Consider the following 22,132-nt stretch of genomic DNA (forward strand, 5'->3'; position numbering starts at 1 on the left):
GGGCACGTCCCGTTTCCGCATGGTTCCGGCGATCGTGGTCATGGCCCCTGGAATCATCCGCTCGATGGCCCGAAACCGTCACCGCCCCAACGAGTCCGGCCACCTGCCGCATCGGCGACCCATAGAGCCGACCGTACCGTGAAACGCGCTCGCGGTGTCCGGCTGCCTCCTGCACAACCGGACACCGCGATGCGACTTCTACCTTCGTCCCTGCGACCGCTGATCGGAATCCCAATCGGTCACGATGGCACGATAAGTCAGTCCGGCCGATAGGCTCCTACTCGGTCCGCGTGCTGATCCGGGTCGGCACGTCAAGGCAGGCTGAGGCGAAAGCCTATACGGCCCGCGCTCGCGGACCGACACACCGAATGACGGCATGCTGACGCCAGGCGGTGTGGGTACCAGCTTGAATTGCTTCATGAGCCGATACCGAACCCGGCATATCGCGTCCTGGATCGTCGTCGCCGCCGGCCTGGCGGCTGGCATGCTCACCCAGCCAGTCGCTTCGGCGCAGCCCGTATCGTCACTTCATGCGACATCCCCCGGCCGGGCGACCTCGCTATGGGTGGCACGCACCGCCGCTCCACAGGGCGAGAATTCCTGGTGGACGGGCTGTCAAGACCGCAGCTGGGCGGTTAGGGGCTGTGCTCAGTACAACCGGCAACAGCTCGGCTCGGCATGGTGTGCTCCGAACGGCGATAGATTCCTGTGTGGACCGTATAGCCAGAATTCTGGCAATTAGCTGACGCTCAGCGCATCTGGAATCGCTACCCTGGCAGAAAAGCTCGGCGAGGAGTACTGCAATCTGTGCCGCACCGCGTGCACGTTCTCGCGGAGTCCGGCGAGATCAAGCCTGTCCCGGGCCTGTAACGGCCGGACCGGCCGGTGCTGTTCGAAGCCGGCGACGTTCATGACACGCACTGCGCGTACCGATCCGGGCGCGGTACGCGAAAGCCCGCTGAGGGGAGACGATTGGGGGGTGACCATCGAGGAGTTCATCGAGGCCCGGATCGACAAGCAGCAGGAAGCCGCCGAATTCGCCCTGCAGCTCGAGCACGACTTCCGCGATACCGGCCGCGTAATCAATTACGAGTGGGTCCGTTTCGTGCGCCGTCATGGTGTCCATACCGCGCCGTCGTCGGTGTTCCTGCCGGGCGCGCCGACACCGGCCCAAACGCTGAGGCAGTGCGCGGCACTGCGCCATGCGATCGGTCTCATCCGCCTGGCGCACGTCCAGTCCGACGGGTACAGCGTCGACGAGGTGAGCCTAGAACTGGATCTGCGGCCGGTCGCCGCCATCTGGTCCGATCACCCCGACTATTGCCCCGAGTGGGCGCAGGCATGATGTACCGATCGAGTGGTGGCCGGCCGAATGAATCAGCACACCCTGTCTGAGCATCACCCGTGCGGTTTCTATCGCTGCCGCGGCGAAATGTACGAAATTGGCAAGTACGAGTCGGTGGCCGAGGCCCGCTCGGTAGCCGAGGCCCAGATGGACTGCTCGATCGATTGGAGGCTGGTGCCATGCTTCAATGCGGGAACCATGTACGGCTACCCGGGTGACGAGGGCAGCGCGCCCTGGAAGTTCATCATCAAGTGGGGCGACGACCTGGAGTGATCTTGTTGCGGACACCCCTGGTATTATGCTGGTCGCGTAGCGCATGAACTATACGCGCAGCAATTGCCCATCCGGGCATTGAATCATGAAGGCCACCACGTCACCCCGCGGTGGCCTTCGCCATCTCCAAGCCGTCATCATGGCGCTGTTCTGATGACGCTGCATCACCCGATCCTGCGGTTGCCGCTGTGGTGGCCGAACGTGCTGGGCTGCTGGATGTTTCGGGCCCTTGGGCTGAGCATGAGACTGCGCATCCTGCCGCTGCCCACCGAACGGTTGGGTGCGTCGATCACTCCAAGCTGCGGGACGAGTTCGCGCCGGTCATGATCGGCACCGAGGGTGGACCACCGGCCATCACACATCACTGACGGCCACTGCCAACGAGGAGACGGTTTACGCCACTGTGAAACGACATCCGTAAATTGCGAGATGTCAAGGCGGGCAAGCTAATCCCGGCCTTGCCCACCTGCTGAAAGGTGGATAGTGGACCTCCTCCCGAAGACCAAGAGCGTGCTCGTTGGGTCGCGCCTCATCCTGACCAAGGTCAACGAGGACGGCACCACCGCCCGCCATCATGACGGCACGACTGCAATGCAGTTCCGCTACATGATCGTGCCTGACAGCGAAGCCGATGCGACCTCAGACCGGTACTCGGAAGGACTGTCCGCGAGCCAGGCCCTCTTGGGGCACCTGCTGGGCGACATCGTCGAAATCGCGCTCGATGATCAGCCGATCCGCGTGCGAGTACAGAGCATCGATTGACGGGTAGGCGGGCGATGCTGTCAGTCTGTGCCTCGACCATTCGAGGAGGATCCTCCATGGCCGGCCACCGCAGCGTTCGCTGGCGTGCTCTCCGCCTGCCCCCGATCGGCCAGTGACCCGAGCCAGGCTGCGCGCCTGCTCGGTCGCTGGCTGCCCTGCGCTACAGGCCGCACCGCGGTGCGCTCGATCAGCCGAAGCCGGCAATCTGGCTATGGGCCACTCCCGAAGCGGCAAACGCAATGTCGGCCATTGGCTACATGTTTGGCTACAGTGCCCGGGCAGAAGAAAGGCCCTGATCGGCTACTGTGCTGATCAAGGCCTGATTCCCTAGTGCCCTCGGCAGGATTCGAACCTGCGGCCTTCTGCTCCGGAGGCAGACGCTCTATCCCCTGAGCTACGAGGGCGGGGATGGTCCCGCCCGGTCTCCCGGTCGGGCGGGGAAAGCGTATCGCATCGTCCGCGCTGCGCCAAAAAGCGACACGGACCGGGCGTTTTCGGGAGCCCGGTCCGCTGTCGTCAGTTCATCGCCAGTGGTGCGACCTTGCGTTCGGCCAGCATCTGGGTCATCAGATCGGCCTCGCTCTTCTGGGTCTTGCCCATGCTCTCGGCCAGCGAGCGGACCGCGTCGGTGTCGGCGCGTTGGGTGGCATACTCGATCATCGGCATGCCGCCCTGGTGGTGGCGCAGCATGAGCTGCAGGAACAGCGCGTCCAGGGCCGGACCGGTGGCCTGGCCCAGCGCGGCCATCTCCTGATCCGACGCCATGCCGGGCATGGTCTGCACCGCGCCGGAATGCATGGCGGTACCGGAATGCTGATGCGCGGACATGTCCGTCATCCAGCCCATGTAGCCGTCGGGCGAGATGAGCGGCTTGCTCCACTGCTGTAGCCAACCCTGCATGCGGCCCGCCTGATTGGCCTGCGTGGTGAGAATGTCGTAGGCCAGGCGCTTCACCGCCTGATCGGTGGACCCGGCCAGCGCGATGCCGGACATCTGCACCGCCTGTGCGTGATGCACCGACATGTCCTGGGCGAAGCCGACATCCACCGCGCCCGGGCTCTCCGCTTCGTGCCGCAGCGGATTGCCGACCAGGACGCCGGCGAGGAAACCGGCGAGCAGCACCCCGACCACGCCGAGGATCGCGAGCAGCTGCGTCCGGTTGCGGCGCGGCTGCTGGGCGGGCTCGGCGGCGGGGTCCGGCTCGGAGCTGCGGTCGGGTACGTCGGACATGAACGGCGGCGTCACTGGGCCGGAGCCGGCTGCTCCGGCTGCGTCGGGCCGTCGGTCGGGGCCGGGATGGTCGGGATCCCGGCGGGGAGGCTCGGGCTACCGGTGGGCAGGCTCGGGATGCCATTGGGCAGACCCGGGATGCCGCCGGTGGGCATGCCGGGGATGCCGCCGCCCAGTTCGCTCGAATCCTGCTGCAGGCCCTTGCCGTCCATCGGCACGGCGTCGGGGCCGGGTGCGGTCGGGTCGAAGGGGGGCGGGTTGTCGGTGTTGAAGGTCGGGTTCGCGCAGTCCGCCCCGACCTCCGGGTAGGCGTACTGGTTCAGCCGCAGCGCGGTGATGAACTCACCGACGCGCTTGTCGTCGGCGCTGTTCAGCTTCAGCTGGTGGCCCCACGACTGCAGCGAGATCGGCGTGTCCAGGCCGGGGTACGGCGACATCAGGCTATAAGGCTTGCCCTTCACCTTCGACTTCAATGTGTCGATGGCGGCCTGGTCGACCTTGTCCGGGTTGTAGGTGATCCACACCGCGCCGTGCTCGAGCGAGTGCACCGCGTTCTCGGTGCGAATCGCCTTGGCGTACACCACACCGGTGCAGGCCGCCCACGAGCCGTCGTGCGGGCCGCCGAAGGGCGGGGCCTGGTCGTAGTTCACGCGCTGGGTGGCCGCGACATGCATGCCCGCCGCGTAGTCCTTCTTCACCACGCCGGGAATCTGATCCGAGGGATCCTTCTTCTGCGCGGAGGGCGTGAACTTGTCCTGCTCCTGCTTGTCCTGGATCTTCGGCACCAGCACCCAGGCGATGCCGCCGATGAGGGCGAGGATGCAGACCACGGCACCGATCATGAGCCACGGGATCTGGCGCTTACCGCCAAGGCCGCCGCCACCGCCCTTGCGGGACGATCCGGCTGACTTGCCCGCGGCCTTGATGGCCTTGGCCGATTTGGCACTGGTCTTGCTCGGCATGCTTTTGTGCTCTTTCGACGTGTCGGACAATCAAACGACGCGGCCGCATCGTTTGCTGGGCACCTGCCCGTGGTGCCCGCTCGCGGCGTTCACCTGCTCAGACCATAGGATAGTGACTCGTGACTCCAGCTGACCTTGCAGATCTCCTTCGCGCTACCGCGGCGAAGGTACTTGTCGAACGCGGATCCGACCCTGCGGTCCTGCCCGACGAGGTCAAGGTGGAGCGTCCCCGCAACCCCGAGCACGGTGACTATGCCACGAATGTGGCCATGCAGGTAGGCAAGAAGGCGGGATTCTCATCCAACCGTGAGTTCGCCGACCTGCTGGCCGCAGCCTTGGCGAACGCCGAAGGTATCGAGGCCGCCGAGGTCGCGGGACCCGGTTTCTTGAATATCCGGCTGGCCAAGGCCGCTCAGGGCGCGATCGTCGAGAAGATTCTCGAGGCGGGCGAGAAGTACGGCACCGCGGACACGCTCGCGGGCAAGAAAATCAACCTCGAATTCGTCTCGGCCAACCCCACCGGCCCGATCCACCTGGGCGGTACCCGCTGGGCCTCGGTCGGCGACGCGCTGGGCCGGATCCTGGCCTCGCAGGGCGCCGACGTCACCCGCGAGTACTACTTCAACGACCACGGCGCGCAGATCGACCGTTTCGCGAACTCGCTGGTCGCCGCCGCGCTCGGGCAGCCGACCCCCGAGGACGGCTACGCGGGCGCATACATCAGCGACATCGCCGACACCGTCGTGCGGGCCAACCCGGGCGTGCTGGAACTCCCGGAGACCGAACGGCACGAACTGTTCCGCCGCGAGGGCGTCGAGCTCATGTTCGCGCACATCAAGAAGACGCTGCACGAGTTCGGCACCGACTTCGACGTGTACTTCAACGAGAGCTCGCTGTTCGCCTCCGGCGCGGTGGACAAGGCACTGGAGCAGCTGAAGGCGTCCGGCAACCTGTACGAGAAGGACGGCGCGTGGTGGATCGCATCCACCGAGTACGGGGATGACAAGGACCGCGTTGTCATCAAGAGCGACGGCAAGTCCGCCTACATCGGCGGTGACATCGCCTACTTCCAGAACAAGCGCTCGCGTGGATTCGACCTGTGCATCTACATGCTGGGCGCGGACCACCACGGCTACATCGGGCGTCTGAAGGCCGCCGCGGCCGCCTTCGGTGACGATCCGAACACCGTCGAGGTGCTCATCGGCCAGATGGTGAACCTGGTGAAAGACGGTGCGGCCGTCCGTATGTCGAAGCGCGCGGGCACCGTCGTCACCCTCGACGACCTGGTCGAGCAGATCGGTGTGGACGCGGCGCGGTACTCGCTGGTGCGCTCCTCGGTGAACTCCAGCATCGACATCGATCTGGACCTGTGGACTCGGCAGGACAGCGAAAACCCGGTCTACTACGTGCAGTACGCGCACGCGCGCACCAACCAGATCATCGGCAACGCGGCGGCGTTCGACTACGCCTCGGTCACACCGGATTTCGCGCTGCTGACCGATGACCGTGAGGGCGAGCTCATCCGCACGCTGGGGGAGTACCCGCGCGTGGTGGCCACCGCCGCCGAAATGCGTGAGCCGCACCGTGTCGTGCGGTACCTCGAGGAGCTGGCCGGGGCCTATCACCCCTTCCAGTCCGACAAGACGCTGCGCGTCATCCCGCAGGGCGACGATGTGGTCACCCCGCTCAACGCCGCTCGCCTCGAGCTGGTCAAAGCCACCCGTCAAGTTCTCGCCAACGGCCTCGGCCTGCTGGGCGTCAGTGCTCCGGAGCGTATGTAGATGAGTGCCCACCCCGCCGGACCCCGTCACGCGGACATCCCGCACGCCCCGACGCTGTCGGAGCGCCCCAGCACCCCGGCGCAGATGATCGAGCTGCCGGCGAACGTGTGGCCGCGCAACGCCTCTCGCGGCGCCGACGGCGTGGTGCGGCTGGCGGGCATGCCGGTGCACGAGCTGGCCGCCGAGTTCGGCACCCCGCTGTTCGTGATCGACGAGGACGACTTCCGTTCCCGTTGCCGGGACATGGTCCGCGCCTTCGGTGACGGCGCGCGAGTCCACTACGCCTCCAAGGCCTTCCTGTGCGGTGAGGTCGCACGCTGGATCCGAGACGAGGGCCTGCATCTGGACGTGTGCTCCGGTGGTGAGCTGGCGGTGGCGCTGCGCGCCGGGTTCCCGGCCGAGCGAATCGCCCTGCACGGCAACAACAAGTCGGTGCCGGAGCTGGAGATGGCGGTCGAGGCGGGCGTCGGCGACGTGGTCGTCGACTCGCTGATCGAGATCGAGCGTCTGGAGGCGGTGGCCAAACGCGCCGGCAAGGTGGTTGACGTGCTGGTGCGCATCACCGTCGGCGTGGAGGCCCACACCCACGAGTACATCTCGACCGCGCACGAGGACCAGAAGTTCGGCTTCTCCATCTCCAGCGGCGACGCCATGCAGGCCATCGCCCGGGTATTCGAGTCCGACAACCTGCGGCTGGTCGGCCTGCACTCGCACATCGGCTCGCAGATCTTCGAGATCGACGGCTTCGAGATCTCCACCCGCCGCATGCTGGGGCTGCTGCGCGAGGTCGCCGACAAGTTCGGCATGGAGCGCGCCGAACAGGTGCGCGTGCTGGATCTCGGTGGGGGACTGGGTATTTCGTACCTGCCGCATGATGATCCGCCGGCCCTGGACGGCTTCGCCGCCAACCTGCGCCGCATCGTGGCCGAGGAGGCCGAGCGGGCCGGGCTGCCGGTGCCGACCATCGCGGTCGAGCCGGGCCGCGCCATCGCCGGCCCCGGCACCGTCACCCTCTATGAGGTCGGCACCATCAAAGATGTTGTGCTCGACGGCGGCAATCGCCGACGCTATGTGAGCGTCGACGGCGGCATGAGCGACAACATCCGTCCCGCCCTGTACCAGGCCGAGTACGACTGCCGCCTGGTCTCGCGTTCCAGCGAGGCCGGTCCGGTGGTCGCTCGGGTAGTCGGAAAGCATTGCGAGAGTGGGGATATCGTGATTCGCGATACCTGGCTCCCGGCCGATGTGGGCCCGGGCGACCTGATGGCTGTGGCCGCGACCGGCGCGTACTGCTACTCGATGTCGAGCCGCTACAACATGCTCACCCGGCCCGCGGTGGTCGCGGTGCGCGACGGTGAGGCGCGCTTGATCCTTCGTCGCGAAACGGTGGAGGACCTACTCAGCTTGGAGGTGAAGGCATGACCGAGAACAGAAACGGCGTGTGGGGATCGGATCATCCCATTGGCGTCGCGGTCCTCGGCATGGGCACGGTCGGCACCGAGGTGGTGCGCATCATTCGCGACCAGGCCGACGACCTGTGCAACCGCGTCGGCGCTCCGGTCGTGCTGCGCGGTGTCGCGGTGCGCGACCCGAGCAAGGACCGCGGCCTGCCCGCCGAGCTGGTCACCACCGATGCCGAGGCCCTGGTCACCCGCGACGATGTGGACATCGTGGTCGAGGTCATGGGCGGCATCGAGCCGGCTCGCGACCTCATCAAAACCGCGCTCACCAAGGGCAAGTCGGTGATCACCGCCAACAAGGCGCTGCTTGCCGACTACACCGGCGAACTGGCCGCCGCGGCCGAGTCCAACCGCGCCGACCTGTATTTCGAGGCCGCCGTCGCCGGCGCCATCCCGGTGATCCGCCCGCTCATCCAGTCGCTGTCCGGCGACCGGGTCAACCGCGTGGTCGGCATCGTCAACGGCACCACGAACTTCATCCTCTCGGCCATGGCCGAGACCGGCGCGGACTACGACGACGTGCTGGCCGAGGCCACCCGACTGGGCTACGCCGAGGCCGACCCGACCGCCGACGTGGAGGGCTACGACGCCGCGGCCAAGGCCGCGATCCTCGCCTCGGTCGCGTTCCACACCCGCGTCACCTCCGGCGACGTCTACCGCGAGGGCATCTCCAAGATCACCTCCGAGGATCTGGAGACCGCGGCGGCCGTGGGCTGCACGGTGAAGCTGCTGGCCATGGCCGAGCGCGTCAGCGACGAGGACGGCAAGGACAACGTCTCCGTACGCGTCTACCCTGCCCTCATCCCGCGCAAGCACCCGCTCGCCGCGGTCAACGGCGCGTTCAACGCCGTGGTGGTGGAGGCCGAGAACGCCGGCCGCCTGATGTTCTACGGTCAGGGCGCCGGCGGTGCGCCGACCGCTTCGGCGGTCATGGGTGATCTGGTGATGGCGGCGCGCAACAAGTTCTACGGTGGCCGCGCGCCGGGCGAATCGGTCTATGCTGAGCTGCCGATCGCTTCGATCGGCGACACCCCTACCCGCTACCACGTGAACATGCAGGTGGCCGACCGCACCGGTGTGCTGGAAGCGGTCGCGGGGGAATTCGCGAAGCACGGTGTGAGCATCTCGACGGTCCGCCAGGAGGGGCACGACGAGGGCGCGCGCCTGGTCGTGGTGACCCACCACGCGCAGGAGTCGGCGCTGGCGGATACCGTTGCCGCGTTGGCCGAACTGGACTCCGTCACGTCCGTGACCAGTGTTCTGAGATTGGAAGGCACCGAGGAATGAGTGCAACCGCACGAGCCGCAGCCGTGCATACGCCCTGGCCGGGTCTGATCGACGCGTACCGGGACCGCCTCCCGATCCCCGCCGACTGGGAGGCCGTCACTCTCTTCGAGGGCGGCACGCCGCTGGTGCCCGCGCACCACCTCTCCGAGCTGACCGGCTGTGAGGTGTATCTCAAGGTCGAGGGCGCGAACCCGACCGGTTCCTTCAAGGACCGCGGCATGACCATGGCCATGACCGACGCCAAGTACAACGGCAAGAAGGCCGTGCTGTGCGCCTCCACCGGCAACACCTCGGCCTCGGCCGCGGCCTACGCCACCCGCGCCGGCCTGCACTGCGCGGTGCTGATTCCGTCGGGCAAGATCGCCATGGGCAAGCTGGCCCAGGCGGTCATGCTGGGCGCGAAGATCATCCAGGTGGACGGCAACTTCGACGACTGCCTGGAGTTGGCCCGCAAGGTCACCGCGGACTTCCCCGAGGTCGGGCTGGTGAACTCGGTGAACCCGGCCCGCATCGAGGGCCAGAAGACCGCGGCCTTCGAAATCGTGGACGCGTTGGGCAAGGCCCCCGATGTGCACGCGCTGCCGGTCGGCAACGCGGGCAACATCACCGCGTATTGGAAGGGCTACAGCGAGTACTACGCCGACGGCATCACCACCGCGCGCCCGCGCATGCTGGGTGTGCAGGCCGCCGGCGCCGCGCCGCTGGTCAACGGTGCTCCGGTCGCCAATCCGGAGACCGTGGCCACCGCCATCCGGATCGGTGCGCCCGCCTCCTGGAACGGCGCCATGAACGCCAAGGAGGAGTCCGGCGGCGTATTCCGCGCGGCCACCGACGACGAGATCCTGGCCGCGTACCACCTGGTCGCCGCCAAGGAGGGCGTCTTCGTGGAGCCCGCCTCCGCCGCCTCGGTGGCCGGTCTGCTGGCCGCGCGCGCCGAGGGCTGGCTGGATTCCGGCCTCACCGTGGTCTGCACGGTGACCGGCAACGGCCTCAAGGACCCGGACAACGCGCTCAAGGGCATGCCCGAGGTCAAGCCCATCGCGGTCGACCCGGTCGCCGTGGCCCACGAACTCGAGCTGGCCTGAGTTGAATTCGCGCGATGGTCAGCTCCGTGAGCGAGCGGAGCGAGGGAACCATGTCACAGCCGCTTCGCGGTACGACGGTGCCGAGCGCCAGCGAGGCACCGTCATGACGCGGACGCTGCCCGCCGGAATTTCCGTCACCGTGCGGGTTCCGGCGTCGAGCGCCAATTTGGGTCCGGGTTTCGATTCCCTCGGAATCGCTTTGGGGCTCTATGACGAGATCACGGTGTCCACCACCGACTCCGGACTGACCATCGAGGTCGAGGGCGAGGGCGCAGACGATGTGCCCTGGGGCCCTTCGCATCTGGTGGTGCGTGCCATCGAACGCGGCCTGCAGGCCGCGGGCGTGTGGGCCGACGGCCTGGACGTGGTGTGCCGGAACGTGATTCCGCATTCGCGAGGCATGGGCTCGTCGGCGTCGGCGGTGGTCGGCGGGCTGGCCGCCGGCCGCGGCCTGGCCGGGAAGTTCGATCCCGCACTGGCCTACGGCGATGACGTGATGGTCCAGCTGGCCTCGGAATTCGAGGGCCATCCGGACAATGCGTCGGCCAGCGTGCTGGGCGGAATCGTGGTGTCCTGGACCGAAACCGACCGTCCCGCAGACGGAATCGGCGCCGACCATCCCCCGCGTATCTACCGTGCGGTGCGTCTGGAACCGCACGTCACCCTGCGCCCGGTGGTGCTCATTCCCGAGGAGCGTTCCTCCACCGCGCACACCCGGGGCCTGCTGCCGGAGATGGTGCCGCACGGCGACGCGGCCTTCAATGCCAGCCGGGCCGCGCTGGCGGTAGTCGCCCTGACACAGCGCCCCGACCTGCTGATGCCCGCCACGGCGGATCGGCTACACCAGGGCTATCGCGCCTCGGCGCTGCCGCTCACCACGAAATGGATCGAACGGCTGCGCGCCGCGGGCATTGCCGCCACCGTGTCGGGCGCGGGCCCGACCGTGCTCGCCTTCACGACCAGCGAATTCCCCGAGGAACTGCGTGAACTCGCGATCGCTGACGGGCTGCGCGTGCTGGAGCCCGGCATCGCCGACGGCGTATCGGTGGATTGACAGCGCGCCTGCCTTGCCGATGCAAAAGGTGGGAGCTATCCTGGGCGAGTCCGTACATCGTGCGCGTCAGACGCCGGTGCTTCATCAGGGCAATCGCTCCAGAGGCTCCTTGCTCAGGCTCGAGGCTTGAGGCTCGAAACTTGGGGGTAGCCAGTCAACTGGAATGATCTCTCCCACCTTTTCACTTGGTGGCGAAGCCCACGTGGTGGCAAACCCACCGGCCCGGCGAGACAGGCGATACGGCATCCGAGTCCGGCACGAGACCGGACTGCAGGAGGAACCCTCGAACAGGCACACGGCGGTCGAGGGAAGGAAAGGATTTCCGTGACAGATACGGACCTGCTCGCGACACCCGGGGTGGACAGTGATTCAGCGTCCTCGGGTAGCCGCGAAAGTGACTCCGGACAGATTTCGAAGATGAGCGAACAAACTGACGTCGCACGATCGGGGCTGACTGGAATGTTGTTGCCGCAGTTGCGTGCGCTTGCGGGAGAACTCGGTATTCGAGGCACTTCCGGGATGCGTAAGGGTGATCTCATCGCCGCTATCAAGGAGAACCAGGCCGGGGGCGCCACCGCCAAGCCTGCGACCGGCAAGGCCACGCGGAACGCGAAGGCCAAGGCCGAGGATGCGCCGACGGGTGGGGAGTCCGCGTCGGCCAAGGCCGCACCGGCCGCCGACCCCGCTCCGGCCGCGGCCGAGGTGAAGGTGGAGGCGCCGGCGAACCGTGCCGAGAAGGCCGGGGCGCGCCAAAACGCTTCGGAGACGCGCGAATCCAAGCGCGAAGAGGGCGAGAGCGTACGCGCGGAGGGCGGCGAGGAGTCGTCTCCGGATGGCCGCGACGGCGGCCAGCGCGGCCGCGGTCGCCAGCGCCGGGGCCGCGAGCAGCGCGGTGCCGCCGCCGAGACCACCGTCACCGAGGCCCCCGCCGCCGACAAGGGCGAGCAGGAGGGCGGCGAGCGCCGTCGCGATCGCGGCAACCAGGGCGAGCGCACCCAGGGCGGTGGCCAGCAGAGCCAGAACGGTGCCGGCCGCGGTGCCGGCGACCGTGGCGGTGACGACGAAGAGGGCGGCCGTGGTCGCCGTGGCCGTCGCTTCCGCGAGCGTCGTCGCGGCCGCGACCGCGAGGGCGGCGCCGGCGGTGGCGGCGAGGCCCGCGAGATGGAGATCCGCGAGGACGACGTCCTGCAGCCGGTCGCCGGCATCCTCGATGTGCTCGACAACTACGCGTTCGTCCGCACCTCCGGCTACCTGGCCGGCCCGAACGACGTGTACGTGTCGATGAACCTGGTCCGCAAGAACGGCCTGCGCCGTGGTGACGCCATCACCGGTGCGGTGCGCGCCCCGCGCGACGGTGATCAGAGCAACCAGCGCCAGAAGTTCGATCCGCTGGTGCGGCTGGATACGGTCAATGGCTCGGACGTCGAAAACGCCAAGCGCCGACCGGAATTCAACAAGCTCACCCCGCTGTACCCGAACCAGCGACTGCGGCTCGAGACCCAGCCGAACAAGCTGACCACGCGCATCATCGACCTGATCATGCCGATCGGTAAGGGCCAGCGTGCGCTGATCGTGTCCCCGCCCAAGGCGGGTAAGACGATGGTCATTCAGGACATCGCCAACGCGATCGCCACCAACAACCCCGAGTGCTACCTGATGGTGGTGCTGGTGGACGAGCGTCCCGAGGAAGTGACCGATATGCAGCGCTCCGTGCGCGGCGAGGTCATCGCCTCCACCTTCGACCGCCCGCCGAGCGACCACACCTCGGTCGCCGAGCTGGCCATCGAGCGGGCCAAGCGCCTGGTCGAAATGGGTCAGGACGTGGTCGTGCTGCTCGATTCGATCACTCGACTCGGCCGCGCGTACAACAACTCGTCGCCGGCGTCGGGCCGAATCCTGTCCGGTGGTGTGGATTCCACCGCGCTGTACCCGCCCAAGCGGTTCCTCGGCGCGGCCCGCAATATCGAGAACGGCGGCTCGCTCACCATCATCGCGACGGCGCTGGTCGAGACCGGCTCCACCGGTGACACGGTCATCTTCGAGGAGTTCAAGGGCACGGGTAATGCCGAGCTCAAGCTGGACCGCAAGATCGCCGAGCGCCGCGTGTTCCCGGCGGTCGACGTCAACCTGTCCAGCACCCGCCGCGACGATCTGCTGATGTCGCCCGACGAGGCAGCCGTGCTGCACAAGCTGCGGCGCGTACTGTCCGGCCTGGACTCGCATCAGGCCATCGACCTGCTGGTCGACCGGTTGAAGAAGACCAAGAGCAATATCGAGTTCCTGATGACGGTCTCCAAGACCGCACCGGGTGCGCTCGACGAATGACAGAAAGGGGGCTCCGCCGACGCGGGGCCCCCTTCTTCTTTTCTGCAGGGCGACAACCGATTTCGTGCCGACTGGGGTGACCGACTGTCCTACTCCGATCGTCATGGGACTCTCACCTGGAGGAACTTTGTGAACTCGAGCGTTCGAATTCTCGAGTAGCGAACTACCCGATTTCGGCCGGGCTCGATTCCCAGGAATACGCGTGCCGTGGTTTCTCGGGGGTGACGGGCGGGAACAAAACGGTCCGAGCGCCTGTTCAGGACGGTGTCACCCCTCGCGGGGACCACTCGGTCGCGGCGCATATACTGTTCCGTCGGCAACCATGCCTAGTCGGCTCCGGTTCACGTCTTCGCTCGAAGGCGACCCGGCGGCCATTGAAAGGACATCCATGAAGGCAGGAATTCACCCCACCTATGTCGACACCACCGTGGTGTGCGGCTGTGGGAACACTTTCCAGACCAAGAGCACCAAGGAGTCGGGCCAGATCACGGTCGAGGTCTGCTCCCAGTGCCACCCGTTCTACACGGGTAAGCAGAAGATTCTGGACACCGGCGGCCGCGTGGCCCGCTTCGAGGCTCGCTACGGCAAGCGCAACAAGGCTGCCAAGTAGCTGTCCCGCCGACGCCCGTCCCGCACGCCGCGGGCCGGGCGTCGGTGTTTAATTGCCTCCGCTTCGCACCGGTCGTTCACGGCCCCGGTGACCCCGATTCTTCTCCGCTCCTCCAAGGCGCAGGCCTATGGAGCCGTTCGCTCCCCGCTCCGTCAGTCCACGGGCGGGCCGCGAACCTTCGGGCGGTTCATCCTGTCAGCATTGAACAGAGTCCTCGAAGGAGCTCCCACGCCATGGCCGACAAGTCGGCGGCCCCATCCGCTATCGACGATATTCTCGCCGAGTATGCCGGGCTGGAAACCCAGCTCGCGGACCCGGCGCTGCACAATGATCCGGGCGCGGCCCGCCGCGTCGGCAAGCGCTTCGCGGAGCTCGGGCCGATCATGTCCACCTACAACAAGCTGAAGACCGCGCGCGAGGATCTCGCCGCCGCCGAGGAGCTCGCGGCCGACGACGCCTCCTTCGCGGCCGAGGTCCCCGGCCTGCAGGAGCAGGTGGAGGAGCTGGACAAGCAGCTCACCGACCTGCTCGCGCCGCGCGACCCGCACGACGGCGACGATGTCATCCTCGAGGTGAAATCCGGTGAGGGCGGCGAGGAGTCGGCGCTGTTCGCCTCCGATCTGGCGCGCATGTACATCCGGTACGCGGAACGGCACGGCTGGAAGGTCGAGGTGCTCGGCGTCACCTACTCCGATCTGGACGGGTACAAGGACGCCAGCTTCTCCATCAAGAGCAAGGAGCCCACCCGCGACGGCGTGTGGTCCAAGCTCAAGTTCGAGGGCGGCGTGCACCGCGTGCAGCGCGTGCCGGTCACCGAATCCCAAGGGCGCATTCACACTTCGGCCGCGGGCGTGCTGGTGTACCCGGAGCCGGACGAGGTCGAGGAAGTCGAGATCGACGAGAAGGATCTGCGCATCGACGTCTACCGCTCCTCCGGTAAGGGCGGTCAGGGCGTCAACACCACCGACTCGGCGGTGCGCATCACCCACCTGCCGACCGGACTGGTGGTGACCTGCCAGAACGAACGGTCACAGCTGCAGAACAAGATTCGCGCCAAGCAGGTTCTCGCGGCCCGGCTCCAGGCTCTGGCCGAGGAACAGGCCGACGCGGACGCGGCCGCCGGTCGCGCCTCGCAGATCCGCACGGTGGACCGCTCCGAGCGCATCCGCACCTACAACTTCCCCGAGAACCGCATCGCCGACCACCGCATCGGTTTCAAGGCCCACAACCTGGATTCCGTGCTGGACGGCAACCTCGACGACCTGTTCACCGCCCTCGGCGAGGCCGACCGCGCCGCCCGTCTGGCCGCGGAGTAAGTCCGGGGGTCAGTGGGAATGCTCATCGCGCGGGTAACGGCCGAATCCATCGACGAGGTGGCGTCGCTGCGGTACGCGCTGTGGCCGGTATCGGACGAGGCGGAGCATCGCGCGGAGTTGGTGGAGCTGGCCGACAGCCCCGACGCCGTCGTCCTGGTCGCGCGCACCGAGGCCGGGGAACCCGTCGGATATGCCGAGGCGAGCATCCGCCGCGATTACGTGAATGGCTGCGATACGTCGCCGGTGGCCTTCCTGGAAGGCATTTTCGTGGCTCCCGGGCACCGGCTGCACGGCATCGCGAGCGCGCTCTGCGGCGCGGTCGAGGAGTGGGCGCGTGCGGTCGGCTGCACCGAACTCGGTTCGGACGCGTTGCTGGAGAACGCCGTCGCGCACCGCTTCCACCAGGCCAAGGGTTTCGAGGAGCGCGAGCGAGTGGTGTACTACCGCAAACGGCTCTAGGCGCGGGACCCGCCGCCGCACCCGAGGCCTGTCGACGTGCGCGAGGTTGGGCGGGAGCCATTTCGGACAAACAGTTTCGTGCGAGCATGTGCGTGGGGAGAAAGGCAGCGAATCGTGAGTCGTGCACCGTTGCGCCCGGCCATCCGAGAGGCCGTCGAGATCCTGGCGAGCGCCGGGGTCCACAGCCCACAGGCGGACGCGGAACACCTTGCGGCACATGTGCTGGGCGTCGACCGCGGTCGCCTGGCGCTCATGCCCATGCTCACCCCCGACCAGCTGGAGGAATACCGCAAGCTGATCGCCAGACGCACGGAACGCGTTCCGCTGCAACACCTCACGGGCACCGCCGCCATGGGCGAGATCGACCTCGCGGTCGGCCCCGGCGTCTTCGTCCCGCGCCCGGAGACGGAGTTGCTGTTCGCCTGGGCCCTGGCCGAGCTCGAAGAGGTCGGTCATGAGCACCAGCCCATCGTCGTGGACCTGTGCGCCGGTTCCGGGGCGCTCGCGCTGGCCATCGCCCACGCCCGCCCGGATGTCCGGGTGCATGCCGTCGAACTCGACGCCGAGGCCCTTGCCTGGGCCCGCCGCAATGCCCTGCGACTGGCCGACGAGGGCGACACCCCCATCGACCTGCACGCGGGCGACGTCACCGACCCGGCCGTCCTCGAGCACCTCAACGGCAAGGTGGATGTGGTCGTCTCCAACCCGCCGTATATCCCCGAGGACGCCCAGCTCGACCCCGAGGTGATCGACCACGATCCGCACCGCGCGTTGTTCGGTGGTCCCGACGGCTTGGAGGTCATCCGTCCCATGGTCGGCACCATCGCCCGTCTCCTGCGCGGGAACGGGTCGGCCGCAGTCGAACACGACGACACCAACGGCTCCGGCGTGGCCGCCCTCCTCACCGCCCACGGCGGCTTCGCCGACATCGCCGAGCATCCCGACCTCGCCGGGAAACCCCGTTTCGTGGTCGCCCGCCGCACCGCCGACTGACGGCTGTGCGGCGCTGCCCGACTATTCGGGGCTGCCCTCGATCTCCACGCCGTGCCAGAACGCGACGTGGCCCTCGATCTTGCGAGCCAGTGGACTCGGCTTCGGGTAGTACCAGGCCGCGTCCGGATTCTGTTTCCCGTCGACCGTGACGGTGTAATAGCTCGCAATGCCCTTCCACGGGCACACCGTGTGATGGGAGCTCTCCGTGAAGTACTCACGCTCGAGCGAATCCGCCGGGAAATAATGATTCCCCTCGAGCTCCACGGTCTGCGGAGCCTCGGCGATGACCGTTCCGTTCCAGATCGCACGCATCATGTCCCGTGCCTCCTTCGTCCCCCCGAGCCTACGTTCGCCCCGCTTCCCTGTAACGCGTACACGAAGCGTCGATCCCGCGAATTCAGGCGCCGCCCCGTGCCGATGCGCATAGCGACTTGGCGCACAGCCCGGACGTAAGGGCCCTTGCCAGCGCTTGCCGGTTGGAGGACAGCGCATCGTGGCCTTGCCGGATCGAGGTTCGCGGCGGTTGTCGGACCGGATTTCGCGGCCGTTGCGGGATTTGAGGTCGCGGTGGTTGCGGGATTGGGCCCGAGGACTGCCGGTTCGGGGTTTCGCGGCTGCCCGCGGCATCGGCCTTGGACGCCCTGGTCGGGGGGCGAGGCCTCGGGTCCCGGCGAGACTGGGGGCTCGAATGCCTTGTCGGGGGTTCGGAGACGCAGCCCCCGGGAATCCCGGGGTTTCAGGGGCTTGCCCCTGAGAGCCTTCGAGAGTTGATCCGTGCCAAGATGTCAGCCGTGAGTACCGTCTACGACTGTGCCGATCCCGACTCCCGCGCCGCCGGTCTGAGTGCCGCGCGCAGCACGCTGAAGTCCGGGCGGTTGGCCGTCATTCCGACCGACACGCTCTACGGACTCGCCGCCGACGCGTTCGACAGCCAGGCGGTGAGCGCGCTGCTGGCCGCCAAGCGCCGCGGTCGGGACATGCCGGTGCCGGTGCTGGTCGGGTCGTGGAACACCATCGACGGGCTGGTCTTCTCGGTGCGCCCGCAGGCCCGCGAGCTGATCCGAGCCTTCTGGCCGGGCGGGCTGAGTCTGGTTGTGCAGCAGGCTCCTTCGCTGGCGTGGGATCTGGGTGACGCGCGCGGCACGGTGATGCTGCGCATGCCGCTGCACCCGGTCGCCCTGGAGCTGCTGCGCGAGGTGGGTCCGCTGGCGGTGTCGAGCGCGAACGTCTCCGGGCAGCCGCCCGCCACCACGGTGGCCGAGGCGCAGGCGCAGCTGGGCGATCTGGTCGGGGTGTACCTCGACGGCGGCCCCGCCGATCACGCGGTGGCCTCCACCATCGTCGACCTGACCGCGGACGCCCCGCGCATCCTGCGCGAGGGCGCGGTGCCGGTGGAGAAGATCGCGGAGGTGCTCGGCATGTCGCCCGAGGAGCTCCGCCAGGCGGGCGCGCGGTGACGGCCCGTTAAATGCTGTTGAGTCAGGGCGTATTCAGCCAGGGCGCGGTCGTCCCGCTGCGGGAGCTGCTGCTGGTGCTGCTCGCCGCCACGGTCATCGCCTACCTGACCACCGGTGGAATCCGGGTGCTGGCCATTGCCTTCGGCGCGGTGGCCATTCCGCGCGAGCGCGACGTGCACGTGAAGCCGATTCCGCGCATGGGCGGCCTGGGCATCTATCTGGGCCTGCTGGCGGCCGTGCTGTTCGCGCACCAGCTGCCGGCGCTGCGCCGCGGATTCGACTACCCCAAGGACATTCCCGCGGTGCTGGCGGCGGCCACGCTCATCGTGCTGGTCGGCATCATCGATGACCGCTGGGGCCTGGACTGGTTGACCAAGCTGGTCGGCCAGATCACAGCGGCGGGCGTGATGGCGGTGATGGGCCTGAGCTGGGTGGCCATCTACAACCCCTTCACCAACGAGACCGTGGTTCTGGATCCGCTGCAGGGCGGTCTGGTGACGGTGGGCATCACGGTGACGGTGGTGAACGCCATGAATTTCGTGGACGGCCTGGACGGATTGGCCGCGGGCCTCGGCTTCATCGCGGCCGTGGCGGTTTTCGTGTTCACGGTGGGTTTGCTCTACGAGGTGGGCGGTTCCACCGACACCTATCCGCCCGCGCTGCTGGCCGCGGCGCTGGCCGGAGCCTGCCTGGGATTTCTTCCGCACAATTTTTCCCCGGCCCGTATTTTCATGGGCGATACCGGATCCATGCTCATCGGGTTGATGCTGGCCGCGGTGTCCACGGGCGCCTCCGGGCGAATTCCGCTGCAGGGTTACGGCCCGCGCGACATTGTGGGTCTGCTGTCGCCGCTGTTGCTGGTGGGCGCGGTGATGTTCATTCCGGTACTTGATCTTGTTTTGGCCGTGGTCCGCCGAGTTCGAGCGGGTGTGAGTTTTTCCACTCCGGACAAAATGCATCTGCATCACCGTTTGCTGCAGATCGGGCATTCGCAGCGCCGGGTGGTATTGGTGATCTATCTCTGGGTGAGCGTCCTCGCATTCGCCGCGGTCGGCACCTCGCTGATCTCGGACCGGCGCATGGTGGTGCTGTTGTTCGCGGCGGGACTGGTTTTCGCGCTGATCGTCACCGCGGTGCCGTCGTGGCGGGAATTGAAGATCAACTCGGCGCGCAAACCGCCCCGAAGCCGCGATCACGCCGCCGGGTAGAGTTGCTGACCGTGAGCACGCCTTCCGATCCCGGTCCCGACGCCCCGCTGCGCGCGGCACTGCGCTATGGCATCGCCGGTTTGGCTGTGCTGGTTGTGGTTTCGGCCATCCTGTCGACCGTCTTCGCGGGCCTGCCCGGCCTGTGGGGCGCGCTGATCGGCGCCGCCCTGGGTGGCGCCTTCATCCTCACCACGGCCGCCGCGGTGCTGTTCAGCGCCAAGATCGAATCCGGCCTGCAGGGCATCGTGCTGCTCGGCAGCTGGGTCGGAAAGCTGCTGCTGACAGTGATTGTCGTCGCGGTCCTGCAGCAGTACGACTTCTACAGCCGCGGCGCGCTGTTCTGCACCGTGGTCGGTGCGCTGCTCGTGGTGCTCGGCGCGGAGACGTACGGGCTTCTGCGCCAACGCGTTCCGACCGTGCAGGTGGACCGCGACCTGTAGCCGGACACCGGCCCTGTGACCTCGCGAAACACCGTTCATCACGTGTTTCCGCGACCCCCTACGCAATGTCGTAGATAACTTGATAAACTCTTTACCTGTAGCCAACCGAATCAACAGGGGGGTCATCCGAGACCCGCTCGAGAGCAGGTTATGCTTACAGCCGTACCGGGCCCTTCGGGTCACGGTTCTGCACCGTCGACGATGTCGCCGACGCGCGTACAGACGCCAGGGCGTGACTGCCACAGCTGCTGACGAACTTCGAGCCGACCTGAGTCGACCCACCAGATCGTCAATGTCCGATCGAACCGCAGGAGAAGACTATCTCCTGCGGCCGACCACGGGAGAGAACGCTGAGCGTCACCATTTTGGCGGGCGAGTTCCACGCGCCGTCACTCAACGACTTCTTCCCTCCAGCAGTGCTGTTCGAGGGGACGCCTTTCGAGCTCGACCGTTTGATGCTCATTCGCATCCTGATGTCGGCCGTTCTCGTGATCGTCATGCTCGCGGCTTTCCGTCGCCCGCAGCTGGTTCCGCGCGGTCTGCAGAATGTCGCGGAATCCGGTCTGGTGTTCGTCAAGGAACAGATCTGCGACGAGGTGCTGGGCAAGGAATCGGGTAGGAAGTTCTTCCCGCTGATCGCGTCGATCTTCTTCGCCGTGCTGTTCCTGAACATCTCGGGTGTTATTCCGGGTCTGAACATCTCGTCGAACGCGCGAATCGGCATGCCGCTGGTGCTGGCGGTCGTCGCCTACATCACCTTCAACTATGTGGGCATCAAGAAGTACGGCTTCCTGAAATACATGCGCTCGTCCATCGTGGTGCCGAATGTGCCGCCCGCGCTGCATGTGCTGCTGATCCCGATCGAGTTCATCTCGACCTTCGTGCTGCGCCCGTTCACGCTGACCGTCCGTCTCATGGCGAACATGCTGGCAGGCCACATCATGTTGGTGCTGTTCTTCAGTGCCACCCAGTTCTTCCTGTTCGATGCCGTCAGTTGGATGAAGGTGTTCTCGCCGTTCTCGCTGCTCGCGGGCTTCGGCTTCACCCTCTTCGAGCTCCTGGTGGTCTTCTTGCAGGCGTACGTGTTCGCGCTGCTGACCGCTGTCTACATCGGTCTGGCGCAGCACGCCGACTCCCACTGACCGACCGCACCAACACCACAAACCTGCCTTCCACGCCGCCCGGCGGGTGGGCGACAGAAAGGGAATGAAACACACATGAGCACCCTCTCGTACCTGGCCGCTGAAGTTGCCGAGTCCAAGTCCAAGGGCTTCGGCGCCATCGGCTACGGCCTCGCTGCGATCGGCCCCGGCATCGGCGTCGGCATCGTCGTCGGTAAGGCCATCGAGGGCATCGCCCGTCAGCCCGAGCTGCAGGGCACCATCCGGACCAACATGTTCCTGGGTATCGCGTTCACCGAGGCCCTGGCGCTGATCGGTCTCGTCGCCGGCTTCATTTTCTGATTCCGGCCAACGACTAGGAATCGACGATGAACAGCACCTATCTGCTCGCGGCGGCTGAGGGGTCTGATGACATCAACCCGCTCATCCCCGAGCCGTATGACATTTTCTGGTCTGCGGTCGTCTTCGTCGTTATCGCCTTCGTTTTCGTCAAGTACGTCGTTCCGCGCCTGACCAAGGTGCTCGACGAGCGTTCCGAGAAGATCGAGGGCGGTATCGCCAAGGCCGAGGCCGTGCAGGCCGAGGCGCAGGCCACCCTGCAGCAGTACCAGGAGCAGTTGGCCGAGGCTCGCCTCGAGGCTGCTCGCATCCGTGAGGAGGCCCGCACCCAGGGTGCGGCCATCCTGGCGCAGATGCGTTCCGATGCGCAGGCCGAGGCCGACCGCATCGTGGCCGCCGGTCACTCGCAGCTGGACGCACAGCGCCAGCAGATCGTGACCGAGCTGCGGTCCGAGCTGGGCCGTACCGCGGTCGACCTGGCCGAGAAGATCATCGGTCAGTCGGTGGCCGACGAGGCCAAGCAGGCGGCGTCGATCGACCGGTTCCTCGCGGAACTGGACGCGAACGCCGGCATCGGGGTCGGAAGGTAACCATGCCTGGGCGGGTCAGCGGCCGTAGGCGGCAA

Annotated in this window: 22 protein-coding genes and 1 tRNA gene; 19 read left to right on the forward strand and 4 right to left on the reverse strand. The window is 67.1% G+C overall.

Features of this window, described 5'->3' with window-relative positions:
• Nucleotides 1-979: 979 nt before the first annotated feature.
• From GLP40_RS03355 to GLP40_RS33555, 3 genes are all read left to right on the forward strand, one after another.
• Nucleotides 980-1,345 (forward strand): DUF6221 family protein, encoded by a 366-nt coding sequence (locus GLP40_RS03355; protein ID WP_154786257.1) that lies wholly within the window; start codon nucleotides 980-982, stop codon nucleotides 1,343-1,345.
• A gap of 87 nt (nucleotides 1,346-1,432) precedes the next feature.
• Complete coding sequence (locus GLP40_RS03360; RefSeq protein ID WP_154786258.1) at nucleotides 1,433-1,618, forward strand: hypothetical protein; 186 nt, start codon at nucleotides 1,433-1,435, stop codon at nucleotides 1,616-1,618.
• 483 nt (nucleotides 1,619-2,101) lie between these two features.
• Nucleotides 2,102-2,380 (forward strand): GreA/GreB family elongation factor, encoded by a 279-nt coding sequence (locus GLP40_RS33555; RefSeq protein WP_154786259.1) that lies wholly within the window; start codon nucleotides 2,102-2,104, stop codon nucleotides 2,378-2,380.
• Between the two features lie 331 nt (nucleotides 2,381-2,711).
• Here GLP40_RS33555 and GLP40_RS03370 read toward each other — a convergent pair.
• The 3 genes from GLP40_RS03370 to GLP40_RS03380 all read right to left on the reverse strand — a co-directional run bounded on the left by GLP40_RS03370 (nucleotide 2,712) and on the right by GLP40_RS03380 (nucleotide 4,572).
• Nucleotides 2,712-2,784: transfer RNA gene (locus GLP40_RS03370), tRNA-Arg, on the reverse strand.
• Between the two features lie 112 nt (nucleotides 2,785-2,896).
• Nucleotides 2,897-3,610 carry a DUF305 domain-containing protein gene (locus GLP40_RS03375; RefSeq protein WP_154786260.1) on the reverse strand — a complete coding sequence of 238 codons (714 nt, stop codon included), beginning with the start codon at nucleotides 3,608-3,610 and terminating at the stop codon, nucleotides 2,897-2,899.
• Between the two features lie 11 nt (nucleotides 3,611-3,621).
• The gene (locus GLP40_RS03380) at nucleotides 3,622-4,572 is read right to left on the reverse strand and encodes a DUF3105 domain-containing protein (RefSeq protein WP_154786261.1); all 951 of its coding nucleotides are present in this window, start codon (nucleotides 4,570-4,572) and stop codon (nucleotides 3,622-3,624) included.
• Nucleotides 4,573-4,691: 119 nt separating this feature from the next.
• On the opposite strand from GLP40_RS03380, the gene argS reads away from it, so the two are divergent.
• The 10 genes from argS (at nucleotide 4,692) to prmC (ending at nucleotide 16,942) form a co-directional block, all read left to right on the forward strand.
• The gene (gene argS / locus GLP40_RS03385; protein WP_328289609.1) at nucleotides 4,692-6,353 is read left to right on the forward strand and encodes an arginine--tRNA ligase; all 1,662 of its coding nucleotides are present in this window, start codon (nucleotides 4,692-4,694) and stop codon (nucleotides 6,351-6,353) included.
• Nucleotides 6,354-7,775 carry a diaminopimelate decarboxylase gene (gene lysA / locus GLP40_RS03390; RefSeq protein WP_154786262.1) on the forward strand — a complete coding sequence of 474 codons (1,422 nt, stop codon included), beginning with the start codon at nucleotides 6,354-6,356 and terminating at the stop codon, nucleotides 7,773-7,775.
• Nucleotides 7,772-9,100, forward strand: a complete 1,329-nt coding sequence (locus GLP40_RS03395; protein ID WP_154786263.1) for a homoserine dehydrogenase — start codon at nucleotides 7,772-7,774, stop codon at nucleotides 9,098-9,100. The genes lysA and GLP40_RS03395 overlap by 4 nt, the downstream gene beginning before the upstream one ends.
• Nucleotides 9,097-10,185, forward strand: a complete 1,089-nt coding sequence (gene thrC, locus GLP40_RS03400; protein ID WP_154786264.1) for a threonine synthase — start codon at nucleotides 9,097-9,099, stop codon at nucleotides 10,183-10,185. Before GLP40_RS03395 ends, thrC begins: the two co-directional genes overlap by 4 nt.
• A 103-nt stretch (nucleotides 10,186-10,288) precedes the next feature.
• Nucleotides 10,289-11,239, forward strand: coding sequence for a homoserine kinase (thrB, locus tag GLP40_RS03405; RefSeq protein WP_154786265.1), 951 nt, complete (start codon nucleotides 10,289-10,291; stop codon nucleotides 11,237-11,239).
• Nucleotides 11,240-11,563: 324 nt separating this feature from the next.
• Nucleotides 11,564-13,564 (forward strand): transcription termination factor Rho, encoded by a 2,001-nt coding sequence (gene rho / locus GLP40_RS03410; protein ID WP_328289610.1) that lies wholly within the window; start codon nucleotides 11,564-11,566, stop codon nucleotides 13,562-13,564.
• A gap of 388 nt (nucleotides 13,565-13,952) precedes the next feature.
• Nucleotides 13,953-14,174 (forward strand): 50S ribosomal protein L31, encoded by a 222-nt coding sequence (gene rpmE, locus GLP40_RS03415; RefSeq protein WP_154786267.1) that lies wholly within the window; start codon nucleotides 13,953-13,955, stop codon nucleotides 14,172-14,174.
• Between the two features lie 233 nt (nucleotides 14,175-14,407).
• On the forward strand, nucleotides 14,408-15,490 hold the full coding sequence (prfA, locus tag GLP40_RS03420) for a peptide chain release factor 1 (protein WP_154786268.1): 1,083 nt from the start codon (nucleotides 14,408-14,410) through the stop codon (nucleotides 15,488-15,490).
• An 18-nt stretch (nucleotides 15,491-15,508) separates the two neighbouring features.
• The gene (gene aac(6'), locus GLP40_RS03425; protein WP_154786269.1) at nucleotides 15,509-15,949 is read left to right on the forward strand and encodes an aminoglycoside 6'-N-acetyltransferase; all 441 of its coding nucleotides are present in this window, start codon (nucleotides 15,509-15,511) and stop codon (nucleotides 15,947-15,949) included.
• Between the two features lie 114 nt (nucleotides 15,950-16,063).
• The gene (gene prmC, locus GLP40_RS03430) at nucleotides 16,064-16,942 is read left to right on the forward strand and encodes a peptide chain release factor N(5)-glutamine methyltransferase (protein ID WP_328289611.1); all 879 of its coding nucleotides are present in this window, start codon (nucleotides 16,064-16,066) and stop codon (nucleotides 16,940-16,942) included.
• A 21-nt stretch (nucleotides 16,943-16,963) separates the two neighbouring features.
• Here prmC and GLP40_RS03435 read toward each other — a convergent pair whose 3' ends face one another.
• Nucleotides 16,964-17,257, reverse strand: a complete 294-nt coding sequence (locus GLP40_RS03435; RefSeq protein WP_154786270.1) for a DUF427 domain-containing protein — start codon at nucleotides 17,255-17,257, stop codon at nucleotides 16,964-16,966.
• Nucleotides 17,258-17,733: 476 nt separating this feature from the next.
• On the opposite strand from GLP40_RS03435, the gene GLP40_RS03440 reads away from it, so the two are divergent.
• From GLP40_RS03440 to GLP40_RS03465, 6 genes are all read left to right on the forward strand, one after another.
• A complete protein-coding gene (locus GLP40_RS03440) occupies nucleotides 17,734-18,399 on the forward strand; it encodes an L-threonylcarbamoyladenylate synthase (RefSeq protein WP_328289612.1) in 666 nt (221 codons plus the stop codon).
• Nucleotides 18,400-18,410: 11 nt separating this feature from the next.
• Nucleotides 18,411-19,607 carry an MraY family glycosyltransferase gene (locus GLP40_RS03445; RefSeq protein ID WP_154786272.1) on the forward strand — a complete coding sequence of 399 codons (1,197 nt, stop codon included), beginning with the start codon at nucleotides 18,411-18,413 and terminating at the stop codon, nucleotides 19,605-19,607.
• Between the two features lie 11 nt (nucleotides 19,608-19,618).
• Entirely contained in the window at nucleotides 19,619-20,047 is a 429-nt protein-coding gene (locus tag GLP40_RS03450; protein WP_407671518.1) for a hypothetical protein, read from the forward strand.
• Nucleotides 20,048-20,463: 416 nt separating this feature from the next.
• Nucleotides 20,464-21,189 (forward strand): F0F1 ATP synthase subunit A, encoded by a 726-nt coding sequence (gene atpB / locus GLP40_RS03455; RefSeq protein WP_328289634.1) that lies wholly within the window; start codon nucleotides 20,464-20,466, stop codon nucleotides 21,187-21,189.
• 75 nt (nucleotides 21,190-21,264) lie between these two features.
• On the forward strand, nucleotides 21,265-21,510 hold the full coding sequence (locus GLP40_RS03460; protein ID WP_040856073.1) for an ATP synthase F0 subunit C: 246 nt from the start codon (nucleotides 21,265-21,267) through the stop codon (nucleotides 21,508-21,510).
• A gap of 26 nt (nucleotides 21,511-21,536) precedes the next feature.
• Entirely contained in the window at nucleotides 21,537-22,097 is a 561-nt protein-coding gene (locus GLP40_RS03465) for a F0F1 ATP synthase subunit B (protein WP_154786273.1), read from the forward strand.
• Nucleotides 22,098-22,132: the final 35 nt, after the last annotated feature.

Origin of the sequence: Nocardia aurantiaca (assembly GCF_009708175.1) — a bacterium.
Classification (GTDB): Bacteria; Actinomycetota; Actinomycetes; order Mycobacteriales; family Mycobacteriaceae; genus Nocardia; species Nocardia aurantiaca.